This is a genomic window from Salipaludibacillus daqingensis, assembly GCF_029891575.1.
Classification (GTDB): domain Bacteria; phylum Bacillota; class Bacilli; order Bacillales; family Salisediminibacteriaceae; genus Salipaludibacillus; species Salipaludibacillus daqingensis.
In genome coordinates this window covers 404,324-419,353 of sequence record NZ_JARZHF010000001.1, presented here as the reverse complement: position 1 = coordinate 419,353, position 15,030 = coordinate 404,324, and the positions used below count along the sequence as shown (strand labels likewise).

The window sequence follows — 15,030 nt, the reverse complement described above, 5'->3', positions numbered from 1 at the left end:
GGGGACAGCTTATGTTTATTTTTATATGGGAATTGTTCATTATTGTTTTGGCGAGCATGGCTTTAGGATCGATGCCGGCACACAAGAGGAGGTACCCTTTTCCAACTAGTATGGTTTTTTTCATACTAATTGCGATTATTCCACTTACGATAGGAATCGTTATAGGAGCGTCTTTTTTCTATTGGATTTCTTCTTTTATTTTCAAAATCTTTGTTTTTTTATTTGCTATGTTTATTGTCGCTTATTTCTTTCGTATGTATCATCCGTCTTATGGTTATGTACCTTATCATCAAAAAGGTAAGTGGTTTATACTAGCAGGTTTCTTTTTCTTATTGGGGATTGAATTTGCAACGTATGGTTTTTCAGCCTGGTTTGTATTTTTCGTGATACCACTTAGTGCTGCAAGTGTTATTTTAGGATTTATATTCATGAGAAAGGCAATATACCTTTACCGTTTTTTAGCTATCATTCATTTTTTTCCGCTTGCCATCTTCTTTTTCGTAGCCATTTTGAAACTCATATAATAAGATAAGAGTGGAAAACTTTTAAGTGCAAGGTTAGGAGTAAATTATTATGACATATTTCGAGTTAATTCAATTTTTGAAAACGTATCAAACATTTATTTATACGGGTAATCGAGAAGCAGACCTGGACTTGATAGAAGAAGAAATCCAAGAGCTTTATTCATTAGGTATGATCGATCCCATTTTTTTTCGTGATGCTAAACTAACAATTAGAAGAGAAAGAAGGAAAAGTTAAATGTTCAGAACTTAACAAAACATTCAAGTTCCGAGATGATATAGAGAGTTTGACATGGTACAATTATTTACGATATAGAAAATTGATGGTGAAGGATGATATGGATGAATAGTCAATTATTACTTGGAATTGATGTAGGAGGAACAACGGTTAAACTTGCGTTTATTGATGAAGAAGGCATAATTGTAGAAAAATGGGAAATTGCAACGAATCGTGATGATAAAGGAAAAAATATTATGAAGGATGTTGCTGATGCTGTTTTGGCTAAAATAGCAGAACAAAATATTAGCAAAGAGCAAATTCTTGCAGCAGGGGTAGGAGCTCCAGGATACATAGATGTGGAAAATGGCATTATTGTAGAAGCGGTTAATTTAGGCTGGAAGAACTACCCGATCCAAGAAGAACTCGAACACCTATTACAAGTTCCGATTGTTGTCGATAATGATGCAAACCTTGCTGCCGGAGGCGAAAAGTGGAAAGGTGCAGGTGAAGGGGCAGAAAATCTTTTAGCTGTGACACTAGGAACAGGTGTAGGCGGAGGAATTATTGCTGGGGGAGAAATTATCCATGGTGAAAGTGGTTTAGCTGGAGAAATAGGCCATATAACGTCTGTGAAGAGTGGTGGAGCAAAATGTAATTGTGGAAAATCTGGTTGCTTGGAAACTGTTGCCTCGGCTACTGGTATTGCCCGACTCGGTTTAGAAGCCATTCAACTAAAGCCAGAAGGTTATTTGAAGTCAATCTTAGATGAAACAGGGACCTTAACAGCAAAAGATGTCTTTGATGGAGCGAAAAAAGAAGATGAAACTGCTTTAGGAGTTATCAAAGAGTCCACAGAACATTTAGGTTTTGCGTTAGCGAATTTAGCGAATGCATTGAATCCTGAGACGATTGTTATTGGTGGAGGGGTATCTAAAGCTGGCGCGTTTTTAGTGGATTACATAAGAAGTGCCTTTAATCAATTTGCTATCCCAAAGATAGCGAAAGAAACGACGATTAAGATTGCTAAATTAGAAAATGATGCGGGTGTTATTGGAGCCGCATGGTTAGCAAAACAGAAAAGAACATCTGTATAATATAATGACGTGGAGGGTTGAAGCGATACTTCAGTCCTCCACTTTCTTAGTTTTTCCAATAAAAATGGTGCGCCAATCTCGATTTTGCTAGACACCCTAAGCGAATCTTTTTTAATTTTCAAGGTAGTCATTAGATCGAGGATTTGCAATGTCTTTTGGTTTGAGGAGGATTTAGATGGGTAATCAAAATATTATTATGGAAGCGAAAAATATTGAATCAGATCGGTTAAAAAACATTAATTTTAAATTATTCGAAGGAGAAATTGTGACACTAATAGGTCCCTCTGGAGCAGGTAAAAGTAGTTTGTTAATGTTGCTTAACCGTCTCGAAGACCCAAAAAAAGGTGAAATTACATACCGGAATAAAAATATTAATGAGTACGAAATGGTGAAACTTAGAAAAGAAGTAGGAATGGTATTTCAATCATCTTCTTTATTCGATGGAACCGTCGAAGATAACCTGAAATACGGTCCCAGTTTATTTGGAGAATGGGATCATAATAGAGGGAAAGAGCTACTTGAAATTGTCCAACTTCCAGTTGATTATTTATCAAAAGATGTAGAGGAATTATCTGGAGGAGAAAAACAGCGAATTGCCTTTGCAAGAACGTTAGCTAACAGACCAGATGTATTGCTTTTAGACGAAGTAACTAGTGCATTAGATCTGAAAAATGTCGAGTTAATGGAGAAATTTCTAAAGGATATTATTCCAAATCAAGTGAGAGCGATTATGATGGTGACACATGATATTAAACAAGCAGAGCGATTAGGAAATCGAACGTTTTTTATGGATGAAAAAGAAATTGCTGAACAGGGAGATACAAGCCAAATGTTGAGGAATCCAACAACTGAAAGCTTGCGAGCATTTTTAGAGGAGGGAACGATTGATGGCACCTGAAATATCGAATACATCTATGTTCTTTTTAATATTCTTCGTTCTTATTCCGGTCTCTTTGTCTTATTTTTATGCACTAGGACTCGGCAAATCGATCTTTTGGTCTTCTTTAAGAGGTGTTACTCAACTTTTTTTAATCGGGTATTTGCTTACTTATTTGTTTTCATTAGAGGCATTTACAGGGATATCAATCATGTTAACGGTTATGATTGTTGTTGCTTCTCTTCATGCAAGTAAAAAAGGGGAAGGGATTCCAAAAGTAAAAATAATCACCTTTCTCGTCATTGTCATTATTGAACTTTTTGTATTAGCGATGTGGTTAGGATTTGATATGATAGCTTTTCAACCAGATCAAGTCATTCCTATGAGTGGAATGGTCATAGGGAATAGCATGGTAGCTATCGGTCTCGCATTAGAGCGAATGAAAAGTGAGTTCAAAGAGAGCAAAGGAAAAATTATTGCCGCTTTGTCTTTAGGGGCAAAACCAGAACAAGCGTCGAAAATTCTAATCAAAAAAATCGTTAAATCTGCGATGATCCCAAATGTCGATGGTTTAAAAACAATTGGACTAGTTCAATTACCTGGGATGATGACAGGGCTTATTCTCGGTGGTGTGGCGCCTATTGAAGCAATAAGGTATCAAATAGTTATTTCATTAAGCATATTTGCATCTGTTTCATTAAGTGCTATGCTCGTAACAGTTATTTGTTATCGTTTCTTCTTTAACAACAATCAACAGTTAATTCCTATCACGGAAAAATAGAGGTGTTTGACAATGAAAGGAAATGCAATCGTGTTATTATTGCCGGCAACGGTGATGATCGGTTTATTTATTTTTGGCTATATTACTTTATCACAAACAGAAGAGGTCTCGAATGAAGACTTAAAAGAATCATTGTCTATTAACGAAGAAATAGTAGATCATCAAACGTTAAAAATAAACTGGCAATGGGGAGATTTTCCTGAAGATGGTATCCGTGGCGAAGATTTTCTTGAAATCGCTCTACCCGACGGGACGGAAGAAATGTCGATCGAAACGGAACTAATTCTTACGCAAGGAGACGATATTGTATATGAAAGTAATCACTTTGTTAAGTCAGATGGTAGCATAATCATATCCTTCCCTAATGAAGTTCAGGATGAACAAATACTCGGACCTAGTGGAGAGGTGGTCGTTCGTTTTTCTGAAACCGTTCTTGATCAGAGGCAAGGAAATACTGATTATTATCATACGTGGTATGATCATAATATTCAGTTGAAAGAAGGTATGGATATAGAAGAAACCCTCATCGGTGATCATATTCAAAGTTATTGGAAAGTAAGCACATCGTAATAGAGGAGGTTTCCGTATGGTTAAAGGTTTGTCTTACCAAAAGGGAATCATGTTTATTGGACGTAAGCATGTTGCTTTTTCATATGTGGATAAAGGTAAACCGATTACTTGGATTAAACCGATTACTCCTCTAACTATGTTTGATGTCGGAAAATTAGTTTTCACTTCGATGCCCTTATGGTTTCATATATTTTTATATACATGGATTCTACTAATTATTTATCCGTATATTCTCCAAGGTTTTGGACTAGCAGGTGCAGTAGGACTGCCAATGTTTACATTGATATATTTTTTATTTGGAACCCATTTTTGGTTTCCTACTGAATTAAAAAAATTCCATGGGGCAGAACATAAAGTGTTTAGCTTTCGGGGGATTGTCTCGGCAAGAAATCGGGAAAAGATCCAAAAGGCAGAAATCACGAACCGCTATTGCTCTACGAATGGAATCATGCTGTATTTTCTAATCTTAATCATCATGGCAGGGTTTGGGCTATTATTATCTAGTCATTCCTTTTTAACTATTTTAGAAATAGCAACATATGGGTCATTATTGGTTTGGCCTATTACAGTTTACTGGCTACATCGAACAAAAATGACAATTGTTCATGAGATAGTTTTAAGCTTATCTTATTGGCTTCAACGTCGAGTCACAACCCTTGAACCTGAGGAGATCCATCTAAAAACTGCGATTCAAACGTATCGTAAATTAGCTTTTAAAGAATTTCCTCAGAAAATTATTATGAAGAAAAAGAAAAAGGAGGTAGCGTTCATGGCTATTGCTGATGTTACTATTATGCCATTAGGTTCAGATTCAACGAGCGTTTCAGATGTGGTCGCAGAGGTCCATAAAACATTGAAACGGACAAAGTTGCCAATACATTATGAACTAACGTCTATGAGTACGCTCATAGAAGGAGAGATTGATGACATATATGCAATACTTAAAGTGATTCAAGAAGTCCCGTTCAAGCTAGGACATAAACGTGTTGCTACAAATATACGTATTGATGATCGAAGAGACAAACCGTCCTCGATAAAAGGAAAATTATCTTCTGTTCAAATGAAAATGGAAGAAAACTAGAAAAAAAGTATACAAAAAAGCTCCGTTTTTATTAATCGGAGCTTTTTTGTGTGTGTTATTTGAACGTGGCGTATGCCATGTTTGGTTTATCGAATAAGAGTTAACCGACAGTTCCGCCGCCACCCATAAAAATAATTGAAATAAGTGTTCGAATAGAAAACCATCCGAATAAAGCTACAGAAAGAGCAGCAAAACCGACACCGAAGAAATTTTTTCGTTTTAGCTCAACGAGGCCCCCAAACAAAGATAAAATCGCTACTAAAAGAGTGATAATCCCCAAAACCATCTTTTTTCCTCCTTTACATAATAAACATGAATTAGCCTATGTAGATATGAAACAGTTTATTCAACCATATATAACTACCGTTTCTTTAATCATAAGTTCATCACTTATTTTACTTTTTTTTTTCATTTTTGTCGAGTAAATGCATCAAATACTTATTGAAAGATAACCTTTTTTGAAAAGCGATTGCTTTCCATAGTACAATATGAATAAATGTTAGAAAAGAGGAGTGACAAAAATGGAATGGAAAAAGTTGTCGTTAGGTCCACTTCAAACAAATGGTTTTATCGTATATAACGATTCTAATCAGGCGTTAATGATTGATCCAGGTGGAGATGCAGAGAGGTTAAAACAGTGGTTAACGAATCATGAATTGAAAGTAGTTGCTATTTTACTAACACATGCTCATTTTGATCATATAGGAGCGGTGGAATCTGTAAGAGCTACATACGAATGTCCAGTATATGTCCATGAATTAGAAGATGAATGGTTAATGGATCCTCAATTAAATGGATCAGGATTGTTTTTAGGTATTGAACCTATTAAAGGAAAAAAAGCAGATCACCATTTTTCTAATGAAGGAACGTTTCAAGTCAAAGGTTTTGAATGCTTCTTGTATGAAACCCCAGGTCATTCTCCAGGGAGTGTTTCCTTTTACTTCCCAAAAGAGAAAGTAATTTTCTCTGGTGATGTATTATTCCGAGGTGGTGTTGGAAGAACAGATCTACCAGGTGGTAATCAAGACACGTTAATGGATACGATTCATGAGAAGATGCTCAGTCTTCCCGATGACACTGTAGTAGCAAATGGACATGGACCTGAAACGACCATTGGTGATGAAAAAGAAACGAATCCATTCATTAATGGATTTGGTTGGTAGATAGAAGATATAAGTCACGCTATGCTTTGGAAGGAATTTCTTTGTTAAGATAAAATTTTCAATAGAGATAAGATAAGCGCATTTGAGTGTATAAAAAAAGACGACCTTCCATGGGGAACATAGAAGGCCGTTTGGGGAGTTAATCAAGTATCAATGAACTTTGAGGGGGGAGGGGGAACTCCCGAAGATCATTGTTCTACTGATAGTTTAATTATAATTCGACATTAACACTGTGTCAATAGTGTTAAAATATTTCATGGGAGAGAGTCATATGTCTAGGATCATTGAAAAGCTAAAAAAAGAATCAAAACCACCATGGAGTTTTTCTGAATACATGGAAGTTGCACTATATGATTCTGATATAGGCTACTACACAAATAAACGAAAGAAACTAGGAAAAGAAGGTGATTTCTATACAAGCAATCATGTTCATCCTGTCTTCGCAAAGACATTTAGCCGTTTCTTTTTAGACGTCATAAAGACAGAAAATATGAAGCCAACTATTTGTGAATGGGGAGCAGGTGACGGGTCTTTTGCCTATCACGTTCTCTGTTATATTGAGTCCGAGAGTCCAGATTTATTTCAAACTATAACATACTATATAATAGAATCGAGTCCACATCACCAAGCTTTATTGACTGATAAATTAGGGAGGTATAAGGAAAAAATAAAAGTATTTGCTAGTTTGGAAGAAATGAAAAACGATTTATCTCATTTCGAAGGAATTATTTTTTCTAATGAATTATTAGATGCTTTCCCTGTACATATTATTGAGAAAACGAAAGACGCCTTCAAAGAAGTGATGATAGAAGAAGTGGATCAAACGCTCGTTGAGAAATTAGTATTATGCGATAATCATGAGATAATAGATTGGATGAATCAGTTTGGACCACCTCTTCCAGATGGACACCGGATAGAAATAAACTTGCAGATGAAAGACTGGTTAAAAGAAGTAGCGTCATGGTTAACAAAAGGCATGGTTGTGTCAGTGGATTATGGGTATTCTAACGATGATTATCAAAGACCAGAGAGAAAAGAGGGATCCATTCGAGGTTATCGGAATCATGAGATGATCAAAGATCCTTTACAATACCCAGGTGATATGGACTTAACATCACATGTCCAATGGGATGCATATGATCAAATTGCAAAAAATGTAGGGTTAACACAAGTGCTGTTTGATCGACAAGATCAATTTTTATTAAAAGCTGGACTCTTTAGCTTCTTAGTAACTCCAAAAGATATGAATCCTTTTTCGGAAGAGTTTAAACTGAATCGGGCCATTCAGTCTTTTGTGCATCCAAGTGGTATAAGTACATCATTTCAAGTAAATGTTCACGGTAAAGAGTTGCGTAATAAGGATAACTATCAATTGTTTCATGAAGATCCATATCAAATAAAAAAACCTTGACGTGAAGTCAAGGTTTTTAGTGTCCACCGATTTCTGGAACCATAATAAATGTAGTATAGTACGTAAATCCAACAAAAAATATCGTTAGATAGGCGCCGAAAATATAAACGTACACGCGCTCTGAAAGTTTTAAGTAACTCAGTGCAATAAACATCCCTGTTTGGCCAAAGAATAATATTGCTGCTGCATGCATATCCCCAACCATAAACAATACAGCAAATATTCCAGTCCAGAAACCCAATACTCGAAACATGCGATCCACGACTTACCCCTCCTTCATATGTAGCATGGAAAATAACCATAGCTTTTATTCTACTTCCATGAATGTAAGTTCACTTTATTATAAATCGAACCGAGGTACTTTGTAAACAATCCGTGTTTTGGCATTTGGTGATGATTCTCATAATGAGGTGTTTATTGGTTTAAAACTACCGTAGTATAGGTACAAGCCATTTCATTTTTTTGGAACATATTTGATTCTTCTTTTAATACAACTTCCTCGAAGAAATAACGGAAAATACCATTGATTAACGCATGGTGCATATTACAAATCCCTTTGCTAGTTGGGGCTACTTCTTTAAAAGTGCAATTAAAAATGCGGAAAACAATTTCGTTTTTTTCTTGATCATAATGAATTTCAGGATTAAGTCCTTGATTTAGAGCAATTCTTTCAATAAATTTCACTTTTTCAGCTGTGACCATATCGTCCGGATTTTCATTTAATGAGTGGACAAATTCACGAGCAGATTCATAGCCAAAACGATCTCCTGTTTTTACAAGAGCTTCTTCACCTGCTTCTCCTAAACCACTTAATGTTTCAATAGCTATCTCTGAAAGGCGCTGATAATCTCGATATGGAAATTGCAAGCTAACGACTTCGTCTGATAATCTGTAGAAGCGGCTTGGTCTTCCACCTTTTCCAGTTTTTTTCGTGTCTGAAACAAGCATGTTCACATCCTCTAATTTTGTTAAATGTAGACGAGCGACATTTGCATGAATCTTAAATGTATCCGCAATCTCTTGCACCGTTACATCACGATGTTGACGGGCTACAAACTGATAAATAGAAAAACGGGTAGGATCTGATAAAACGCCAGTAATTTTTAATGTATGTTGTTCCATTGCGATTCACTCCCAATTTCAGTCTATATTCATTATAGTACAGTAAGATTTATAAATAAACGCATATTCATGATAATAATGTGACTAAACTAGTAAAATATAAGGAATAACTGATAAAATGAACAAATAAACATCAGAAATAGGTTTTTAGTTGGAATTCATATATAATAAATGCCTTCTAGGAAAAATTTCATGTTTAATCAAACTAAAAAGAAGGAATAGAGGAAATAGTCTAGAAACAATACATATAAACAATTTAAAGGAGGACGTATCATTATGAGTAAGATGGATACAAAAGATTTTATTATAGGTGCAGTAGTTGGCAGTATTGTAGGTGCTTCTACAGCAATGTTATTAGCTCCAAAGTCAGGTAGAGAACTTCGATCAGATATTAACGAAAGAGCAGCAGAAGTAAAAGATAAATCAGTAGAATTTTCTACTGCAGCAAAAGAAAAAACAAATGAGTACACAGAACTAGCAAAAGAAAAATCTAACGAATACAGCCAGTTAGCGAAAGAAAAGTCTGATGAACTAACACAATTGGCGAAAGATCAGTGGGAACGTGTAGCTGATAAGACGACTTCAGTTAAAGAAAAGGCTTCTGAAATGGGGGAAGACTTAGCTTCTGATGTAAAGGAAGTAATGGATTCTGAAAAAGCCGAAGGTAAAAAATTAGCAAAACAAGTTGTGAAGGAAATTGAAGAAACAAAAGAACGTTTGAAAGAAGATGTAGATGAGTTAAAAAATAAAGATGAAGTTGAAAAATAAATGATCAAAAAAAATTAGCTAACTAATAGCTAATTTTTTTTTTTGATGGAGTTCTGGTTCTGTCAATTGTTGATTTTGATAATTACCGCTCGCTTCCTCTGAAGAGTCTAATACCTCTTTTTGAGAATGAATCATCGATCGTTGCCTAACCTCGCATGTTATTTCGTCACTAGAAGGGAAATATCATTGGAACTCTAACTATTCTAGTGTTTTTTAGATAGCCTTTGTTTAATGCTAAAATTTTTCTAAAAATTAAGCAGGAATTTAACGATGGATGTCGAATATATATTCTTGTAGTAAATATTAATTTAGGTGGTGGTCTATGGACATGGAAATTGAAAAGAAAGCAAAGTTAGTATTATTGGAGGCGATGGAGTATGGAGCATCGGACGTACATTTTATTCCTCGAGAAAGAGGTTCTATCATTCGGTTTAGAGTGGATGGTCGACTATTAGACGTTGAAAAAATTCCTTACGCAACAATTAAAAAACTAATTGCCCACCTGAAATTTATTTCAGGAATGGATATTGGTGAAAGAAGAAGACCTCAAAATCAGGGGTTGGAGATGACACTTCATCAACAACTCGTTTTTATGAGAATCTCCACTTTTCCTTCATCTACATTTGAGACCCTCGTATTAAGACTATTTCCACAGAAACAATCCAAAAGCTTAAAACAATTATCCTTATTTCCATCTCAAATTACGGAACTTCATCGATTGATTGAAAAACCACATGGATTAATCATTGTTTGTGGTCCGACAGGGGCTGGCAAAACAACGACACTTTATTCGTTATTACAAAAAAGAACAGAAAATATAAATGAAAATATTATCACATTAGAAGACCCAGTAGAGCAACGTCAACCACACTTTCTTCAAATGGAAATAAATGAGAAAGCTGGTGTAACTTATGCTGCCGGTCTGAGAAGCTTACTACGCCACGATCCAGACCTTATCATGCTAGGGGAAGTTCGTGACACAGAAACAGCCCACATGGCTATCCGAACAGCATTGACGGGTCATTTAGTTTTGACAACATTACACAGTAGTTCAGCTAAGGGGGCATTGAAAAGACTAAATGATTTAGGTGTTTCTAATTCTGATTTGAAAGATGTGGTTCAAGGGGTTGTTGCACAAAAGTTAGTAGAAGTTCTTTGCCCATTTTGTGGTGCTGATTGCCAACTGCATTGTCGCAAACGAAGAACTAGAAGAAGAGCAGCGATTTATGAATTACTTGTAAAAGATGATCTTCAAGAGTGCCTTGATCATATCGATAACTTAAGCAATCTGACATTTCCTAAAAAAACATTAGATGATTGGACGAATAAAGCGATTGCTTTAGGATATATATCAAAAAACGAATGGAACCGTTATAACAAAGGAGGATATTGAAAAAATGAACGGTTTGTTTAAAAATGATAGTTCACGGAGCGAGTTTTTATTTCAATTATCCTCTTTGCTAAACGAAGGTTACTCTTTTTCAGAAGCTATCCAACTGTATATAGAATTTTCAGAAGGAAAAAAGAAGATATGGGTTTTATCTATATATGAAGAATTATTGGAAGGGGAACCTTTTGCAGAACAGTTGTTATCCGGAGGGTTTCCAAAGGAATTGATTAGTTATTTATTGTTTGTTGAAAAATATGGTGATTTTCAGCATGGCCTTTTGCAAGCGTCCATTATATTGAACAAGAGGGATGAACTAAGAAAGAAAGTAAGAAAAGTTCTTCACTATCCGTCATTTTTACTCCTTGGATTATTAATCATGAGTTCTGTTTTGATTGAAGGGGTTTTACCACAATTTGAGCATTTTTTTACTTCGATGGGGCAAGATTTACCGTGGATTTCCAGGGGGATGTTAACTGCTGCAACATGGTTTCAATGGCCAATAATTTTCGGCTTGTTTCTTTTCACTCTCGTTGGAGGAATTTGGTTCAAGCGAAAGCCAGTATTTGAACAAATACATTTTCTCCTGAAAGTTCCGCTCATCAACACATATATGAAACATTTACTAACGTACTATTTCACGTCCCAACTAGCCCCGCTTCTAAAAAATGGTTTTTCTTTATACGACACACTGAAAGTAATAGAAAAAGACTCCCTGCTTACTTTTTTTCAAAATGATGCACAAGATTTGTCATTTGGATTGCAGTCGGGAGAACCGTTAGTTGAATTAATTAAATTACGTCCTTTTTATCTACCACAACTATCTTCTATCATCGCACTAGGAGAAAGAAAAGGAAATTTAGGAACAGAATTAGAACGCTTTTCAAACTATTTATTTTTGCAAATGTATGAAAAGACCTACCGATATATTCAATTTTTTCAACCGTTGTTTTTATGTTTAATTGGAGTTTTCATTCTCGTGTTGTTTTTATCGATGATGATGCCAATTTTTACAATTCTTGATGGTTGGTAAGAAAAAAATATATTCTCTCCATTTTTGATCATTGATAAAAAAATGGTCACACCGATTATTTCTTCGATAATTCATACGACTCTTGCTTGCTTAACCATATGATGAGATCTATTTCTTTTTCGTCTAATAACCTTCCCAATTCCAGACAAACTTTCTTTTTTCGAGATTCTGATAAATATGAAACGAGCGATGACAATAGAAAGCCTCCTCACACCTAGTCTGCCTAAAAATGTAATTCTATGTTGAATTATAACGGACGTTGATCAAAAATAACAGATGATTTCCTAAATAAACGTATTTAATTATAAAGGAGTGACTGTCAATGAATAAGCTAATCACGTTCATTCGTTCTAAAAAAGGTTTTACTTTAATTGAAATGATGATTGTGTTGGTTATTATTTCAATTTTATTACTAATTGTTGTGCCTAATTTAACGAAAAATCAACAATTAGCTAGTGATAAGGGTTGTGAAGCAACAATGGAATTGATAAGTACACAAATTATTGCTTATCAAGTAGAAATGAACAAGTTACCGACATCCATTACTGAGTTAGAAGGATCTTACGTGAAAAAAGCGGAATGTCCGGATGGTACAAAGTTGAAATTAGTAGGAGATAAAGTAGAGAAAGTGGAGTAATGAAAACGATAAAACAACACTTAATTTCTAAGAATGGTTTCTCATTATTTGAAATGCTCATTGTTTTATCCATTTTATCCGTATTACTCTTACTCGTTATACCATCTTTTCAACATCAAACAAAAAGTATGGAAATGGATTATTTTTTAAAGGAATTAGAACAAGACCTTTATTACTATCAAATGAAGGCGATAACAAATGGAAGGACGGTAAGGTTTATTTTTTCTACAAATGGTTCTTCGTATCGTGTTTTAGAAGGCATCACTACGATTGATGAGAAACATGGTCCAACAGGGCTAAAGTATATTCCTCGATCGCTTAAATTAAATGAACTGAGATTTTTACCTAATGGACAAATACAAAAAGCGGGAAAAATTGAAATTACTTATGGAAATAAAAGATATAACTTAGTTTTTCACATAATAAGGGGGCGATTTTATTTTGTTGAGGTGTGAAAAAGGCTTTATTTTTTATGAAGGAATGTTAGCAATTTTCATGTTGATGATCATAACGATGACAATGTTTCCTGTTATGTTGCAGCTTCAACAAGAGCGAGTAACAATAAGAGAGGAACGAGAAGCGATTTATTTAATGCAACAATTTTTACTCCATCAAAATCAAGGCTCATTTTTCCCCTTACCAGCAACACTTCAAGGTGAAATTCAAACTTACGACTTACTAGCAAAAATAGAAGAAAACCATATTCACTATTGTTTGCAGTGGGAAGGAAGGAATGGACGTGAGCAGTCGTGGTGTTTATCGCATTATCATTAAAGATGAACGAGGATTGTCATTATTGGAAACTCTCATTGGATTATTTATTTTATTAACAGTTGTTTTCTTTTTCCCGTCTGTTTTTATTAGTTTGACAAATGCTTCTCCAGACGTGAATGAATTTGCTTATGAAGAATATATTCTTTTTATTAATCAATTACAGATGGAGTATAAAAGAAGCGACAATTATTTTGTAAATGATCGACATAACAAACTTTACTTAGTGAAAGAGGACGATTTAAATAATATAGTCCATTTTGAACAGTATCAAGATAAAATTAGAAGACAAGTAAATGGTGTTGGTCATGAAGTGTTTATGCAACAAATCAAAGGTTTTAAAGTGTATGAGCGGTCCTATGGGTTAGACGTGGAAGTGAAGATGGACCAAGGAAAACTGACTAGAAGTATCATTCATCCGAAAAAATATAAAGAGAATTATTTATCTCAGTAGGGAGGTAATGAAGTGAATGATAAAGGTTTCGCTTTGTTACTTGTGTTGTTTATGATGATGTTTCTCTCACTGATGACAATTCATTTAGTAACAACTTATAGTCATGAAAAACTCTTTCTTGGATTGGAGAAGGAGCAACATAAGCTAGAACACATAATATTAAATGGAAAAGTGGAAGTAATCAATATAATTGAGTTAAATCAAGGTGAACCCGAAGGTGACATTCAATATCCAGAAGGAAAGGTTTCCTATCATATTCAATCGGAAGGAATGAATTTCATTGTGTCATTAAGAGGAGAAACAGATCATCAATATACAAAGAGAGCCTCCTTCACTTATAATAGAGACACCAAAATAATAGATGAGTGGAGGGAAGTTTTTGTATGGGATTAAATAGAGAAACCATTTTTTTAATAGGTTTCATGGGATCAGGTAAAACCACAGTTGGGCAAGAGCTCGCGAAAGAACTGGGCTATGAGTTTAAAGATTTAGATGCGTTTATTGTGGAATCAGTTGAAAAAACGATTCCTGAAATTTTTACAAAATATGGAGAAAAAGGATTTAGGAAATTGGAAAAAAAGGCGTTGAAAGAACTCACGGTGAAATCAAATGTTGTTGCAACTGGAGGAGGAGTGATTGAAACGGAAGGGACATTGGGCTGGATGAGAAATAATGGCATAGCCATTTTTCTAGATGCCCCTTTCGATATCCTTTATGAGAGAATAAAAGAAGATAAGAATCGTCCTTTATCATCCATTGGTGAAAAGGAACTTCTTGGCCGATATGAAAAAAGGAAACCTCTATACGATCAAGCTCCATTTGCGGTTGATACAAATGAGAAAACGGTTCAACAAATTGTTCAAGAAATACATCTTCTTTTAAAAAAGAAAGAATAGATTTTCCAGCTTTCGTCCATGCTAAAGATAATATGTTTAGTAAGGATGATGGAAGTGAAAACAAATGACTATGTAAAATACATGACAGAGCAATTTGTCTCGTATGTAGACCAACCGAAAGAAAGAAGACAAGAACGGAAAGAGCAGAAAAAAAACGATAAACCTCCTATGTCTTATCGACTTTTCGGGATGATCCCTAGCTCGCTGCATATTTATTGGAAGAACAAACGCCATGAATGATCAT

At 34.9% G+C, this 15,030-nt stretch carries 23 protein-coding genes; 19 read left to right on the top strand and 4 right to left on the bottom strand.

Annotation, left to right across the window (positions count from 1 at the left end):
• Positions 1-11 precede the first annotated feature (11 nt).
• The 7 genes from QDN89_RS02175 (at position 12) to QDN89_RS02145 (ending at position 5,144) form a co-directional block, all read left to right on the top strand.
• Positions 12-524, top strand: a complete 513-nt coding sequence (locus QDN89_RS02175; RefSeq protein WP_280768438.1) for a hypothetical protein — start codon at positions 12-14, stop codon at positions 522-524.
• A 49-nt stretch (positions 525-573) separates the two neighbouring features.
• Complete coding sequence (locus tag QDN89_RS02170; protein ID WP_280768437.1) at positions 574-759, top strand: YqgQ family protein; 186 nt, start codon at positions 574-576, stop codon at positions 757-759.
• A 104-nt stretch (positions 760-863) separates the two neighbouring features.
• Positions 864-1,835 carry an ROK family glucokinase gene (locus QDN89_RS02165; protein WP_280768436.1) on the top strand — a complete coding sequence of 324 codons (972 nt, stop codon included), beginning with the start codon at positions 864-866 and terminating at the stop codon, positions 1,833-1,835.
• Positions 1,836-2,010: 175 nt separating this feature from the next.
• Entirely contained in the window at positions 2,011-2,733 is a 723-nt protein-coding gene (locus QDN89_RS02160) for an ABC transporter ATP-binding protein (RefSeq protein WP_280768435.1), read from the top strand.
• Complete coding sequence (locus QDN89_RS02155; protein ID WP_280768434.1) at positions 2,723-3,493, top strand: ABC transporter permease; 771 nt, start codon at positions 2,723-2,725, stop codon at positions 3,491-3,493. Before QDN89_RS02160 ends, QDN89_RS02155 begins: the two co-directional genes overlap by 11 nt.
• Positions 3,494-3,505: 12 nt before the next feature.
• Complete coding sequence (locus QDN89_RS02150; RefSeq protein ID WP_280768433.1) at positions 3,506-4,063, top strand: hypothetical protein; 558 nt, start codon at positions 3,506-3,508, stop codon at positions 4,061-4,063.
• A 16-nt stretch (positions 4,064-4,079) separates the two neighbouring features.
• On the top strand, positions 4,080-5,144 hold the full coding sequence (locus QDN89_RS02145; RefSeq protein ID WP_280768432.1) for an MTH1187 family thiamine-binding protein: 1,065 nt from the start codon (positions 4,080-4,082) through the stop codon (positions 5,142-5,144).
• Positions 5,145-5,244: 100 nt separating this feature from the next.
• Here QDN89_RS02145 and QDN89_RS02140 read toward each other — a convergent pair whose 3' ends face one another.
• On the bottom strand, positions 5,245-5,430 hold the full coding sequence (locus QDN89_RS02140; RefSeq protein ID WP_280768431.1) for a DUF2759 domain-containing protein: 186 nt from the start codon (positions 5,428-5,430) through the stop codon (positions 5,245-5,247).
• Positions 5,431-5,665: 235 nt separating this feature from the next.
• Here QDN89_RS02140 and QDN89_RS02135 point away from each other — a divergent pair, with 235 nt between their 5' ends.
• On the top strand, positions 5,666-6,307 hold the full coding sequence (locus tag QDN89_RS02135) for an MBL fold metallo-hydrolase (protein ID WP_280768430.1): 642 nt from the start codon (positions 5,666-5,668) through the stop codon (positions 6,305-6,307).
• Between the two features lie 271 nt (positions 6,308-6,578).
• Positions 6,579-7,718 (top strand): class I SAM-dependent methyltransferase, encoded by a 1,140-nt coding sequence (locus QDN89_RS02130; protein ID WP_280768429.1) that lies wholly within the window; start codon positions 6,579-6,581, stop codon positions 7,716-7,718.
• 16 nt (positions 7,719-7,734) lie between these two features.
• On the opposite strand, the gene QDN89_RS02125 is transcribed toward QDN89_RS02130, so the two are convergent.
• Both QDN89_RS02125 and QDN89_RS02120 read right to left on the bottom strand, forming a co-directional pair.
• On the bottom strand, positions 7,735-7,980 hold the full coding sequence (locus QDN89_RS02125) for a DUF2626 domain-containing protein (RefSeq protein ID WP_280768428.1): 246 nt from the start codon (positions 7,978-7,980) through the stop codon (positions 7,735-7,737).
• Positions 7,981-8,132: 152 nt separating this feature from the next.
• Positions 8,133-8,840, bottom strand: a complete 708-nt coding sequence (locus tag QDN89_RS02120) for a helix-turn-helix transcriptional regulator (RefSeq protein ID WP_280768427.1) — start codon at positions 8,838-8,840, stop codon at positions 8,133-8,135.
• Positions 8,841-9,116: 276 nt separating this feature from the next.
• Between QDN89_RS02120 and QDN89_RS02115 the strand changes: the two genes are divergently transcribed.
• From QDN89_RS02115 to comGB, 3 genes are all read left to right on the top strand, one after another.
• On the top strand, positions 9,117-9,608 hold the full coding sequence (locus QDN89_RS02115; protein WP_280768426.1) for a YtxH domain-containing protein: 492 nt from the start codon (positions 9,117-9,119) through the stop codon (positions 9,606-9,608).
• Positions 9,609-9,930: 322 nt separating this feature from the next.
• Positions 9,931-11,001, top strand: a complete 1,071-nt coding sequence (comGA, locus tag QDN89_RS02110) for a competence type IV pilus ATPase ComGA (RefSeq protein WP_280768425.1) — start codon at positions 9,931-9,933, stop codon at positions 10,999-11,001.
• A 4-nt stretch (positions 11,002-11,005) separates the two neighbouring features.
• Positions 11,006-12,028 (top strand): competence type IV pilus assembly protein ComGB, encoded by a 1,023-nt coding sequence (gene comGB, locus QDN89_RS02105; RefSeq protein ID WP_280768424.1) that lies wholly within the window; start codon positions 11,006-11,008, stop codon positions 12,026-12,028.
• A 55-nt stretch (positions 12,029-12,083) separates the two neighbouring features.
• On the opposite strand, the gene QDN89_RS02100 is transcribed toward comGB, so the two are convergent.
• Positions 12,084-12,224, bottom strand: coding sequence for a hypothetical protein (locus QDN89_RS02100; protein ID WP_280768423.1), 141 nt, complete (start codon positions 12,222-12,224; stop codon positions 12,084-12,086).
• 126 nt (positions 12,225-12,350) lie between these two features.
• Here QDN89_RS02100 and comGC point away from each other — a divergent pair, with 126 nt between their 5' ends.
• From comGC to QDN89_RS02065, 7 genes are read left to right on the top strand one after another with little or no spacing between them, the layout of a single operon-like run.
• Entirely contained in the window at positions 12,351-12,665 is a 315-nt protein-coding gene (gene comGC / locus QDN89_RS02095) for a competence type IV pilus major pilin ComGC (protein ID WP_280768422.1), read from the top strand.
• The gene (gene comGD, locus QDN89_RS02090) at positions 12,665-13,120 is read left to right on the top strand and encodes a competence type IV pilus minor pilin ComGD (protein WP_280768421.1); all 456 of its coding nucleotides are present in this window, start codon (positions 12,665-12,667) and stop codon (positions 13,118-13,120) included. Before comGC ends, comGD begins: the two co-directional genes overlap by 1 nt.
• On the top strand, positions 13,107-13,439 hold the full coding sequence (locus QDN89_RS02085; protein WP_280768420.1) for a hypothetical protein: 333 nt from the start codon (positions 13,107-13,109) through the stop codon (positions 13,437-13,439). The genes comGD and QDN89_RS02085 overlap by 14 nt, the downstream gene beginning before the upstream one ends.
• Positions 13,405-13,890: a competence type IV pilus minor pilin ComGF gene (comGF, locus tag QDN89_RS02080; protein WP_280768419.1), complete on the top strand. Its 486-nt coding sequence runs from the start codon at positions 13,405-13,407 to the stop codon at positions 13,888-13,890. The genes QDN89_RS02085 and comGF overlap by 35 nt, the downstream gene beginning before the upstream one ends.
• A 12-nt stretch (positions 13,891-13,902) precedes the next feature.
• Positions 13,903-14,283 (top strand): competence type IV pilus minor pilin ComGG, encoded by a 381-nt coding sequence (comGG, locus tag QDN89_RS02075; protein ID WP_280768418.1) that lies wholly within the window; start codon positions 13,903-13,905, stop codon positions 14,281-14,283.
• Positions 14,274-14,786 (top strand): shikimate kinase, encoded by a 513-nt coding sequence (locus QDN89_RS02070; protein ID WP_280768417.1) that lies wholly within the window; start codon positions 14,274-14,276, stop codon positions 14,784-14,786. The genes comGG and QDN89_RS02070 overlap by 10 nt, the downstream gene beginning before the upstream one ends.
• Before the next feature lie 54 nt (positions 14,787-14,840).
• On the top strand, positions 14,841-15,026 hold the full coding sequence (locus QDN89_RS02065; protein ID WP_280768416.1) for a YqzE family protein: 186 nt from the start codon (positions 14,841-14,843) through the stop codon (positions 15,024-15,026).
• Positions 15,027-15,030 lie beyond the last annotated feature (4 nt).

Excerpts from the sequence above, each read along its gene's own strand:
- QDN89_RS02120 (WP_280768427.1), bottom strand. The coding sequence starts at position 8,840 with ATGGAACAACATACATTAAAAATTACTGGCGTTTTATCAGATCCTACC.
- comGA (WP_280768425.1), top strand. The coding sequence starts at position 9,931 with ATGGACATGGAAATTGAAAAGAAAGCAAAGTTAGTATTATTGGAGGCG.
- QDN89_RS02115 (WP_280768426.1), top strand. The coding sequence starts at position 9,117 with ATGAGTAAGATGGATACAAAAGATTTTATTATAGGTGCAGTAGTTGGC.
- QDN89_RS02175 (WP_280768438.1), top strand. The coding sequence starts at position 12 with ATGTTTATTTTTATATGGGAATTGTTCATTATTGTTTTGGCGAGCATG.
- comGD (WP_280768421.1), top strand. The coding sequence starts at position 12,665 with ATGAAAACGATAAAACAACACTTAATTTCTAAGAATGGTTTCTCATTA.
- QDN89_RS02165 (WP_280768436.1), top strand. The coding sequence starts at position 864 with ATGAATAGTCAATTATTACTTGGAATTGATGTAGGAGGAACAACGGTT.
- QDN89_RS02155 (WP_280768434.1), top strand. The coding sequence starts at position 2,723 with ATGGCACCTGAAATATCGAATACATCTATGTTCTTTTTAATATTCTTC.
- comGC (WP_280768422.1), top strand. The coding sequence starts at position 12,351 with ATGAATAAGCTAATCACGTTCATTCGTTCTAAAAAAGGTTTTACTTTA.
- comGB (WP_280768424.1), top strand. The coding sequence starts at position 11,006 with ATGAACGGTTTGTTTAAAAATGATAGTTCACGGAGCGAGTTTTTATTT.
- QDN89_RS02135 (WP_280768430.1), top strand. The coding sequence starts at position 5,666 with ATGGAATGGAAAAAGTTGTCGTTAGGTCCACTTCAAACAAATGGTTTT.
- QDN89_RS02070 (WP_280768417.1), top strand. The coding sequence starts at position 14,274 with ATGGGATTAAATAGAGAAACCATTTTTTTAATAGGTTTCATGGGATCA.
- QDN89_RS02170 (WP_280768437.1), top strand. The coding sequence starts at position 574 with ATGACATATTTCGAGTTAATTCAATTTTTGAAAACGTATCAAACATTT.
- QDN89_RS02140 (WP_280768431.1), bottom strand. The coding sequence starts at position 5,430 with ATGGTTTTGGGGATTATCACTCTTTTAGTAGCGATTTTATCTTTGTTT.
- QDN89_RS02160 (WP_280768435.1), top strand. The coding sequence starts at position 2,011 with ATGGGTAATCAAAATATTATTATGGAAGCGAAAAATATTGAATCAGAT.
- QDN89_RS02150 (WP_280768433.1), top strand. The coding sequence starts at position 3,506 with ATGAAAGGAAATGCAATCGTGTTATTATTGCCGGCAACGGTGATGATC.
- QDN89_RS02130 (WP_280768429.1), top strand. The coding sequence starts at position 6,579 with ATGTCTAGGATCATTGAAAAGCTAAAAAAAGAATCAAAACCACCATGG.
- QDN89_RS02145 (WP_280768432.1), top strand. The coding sequence starts at position 4,080 with ATGGTTAAAGGTTTGTCTTACCAAAAGGGAATCATGTTTATTGGACGT.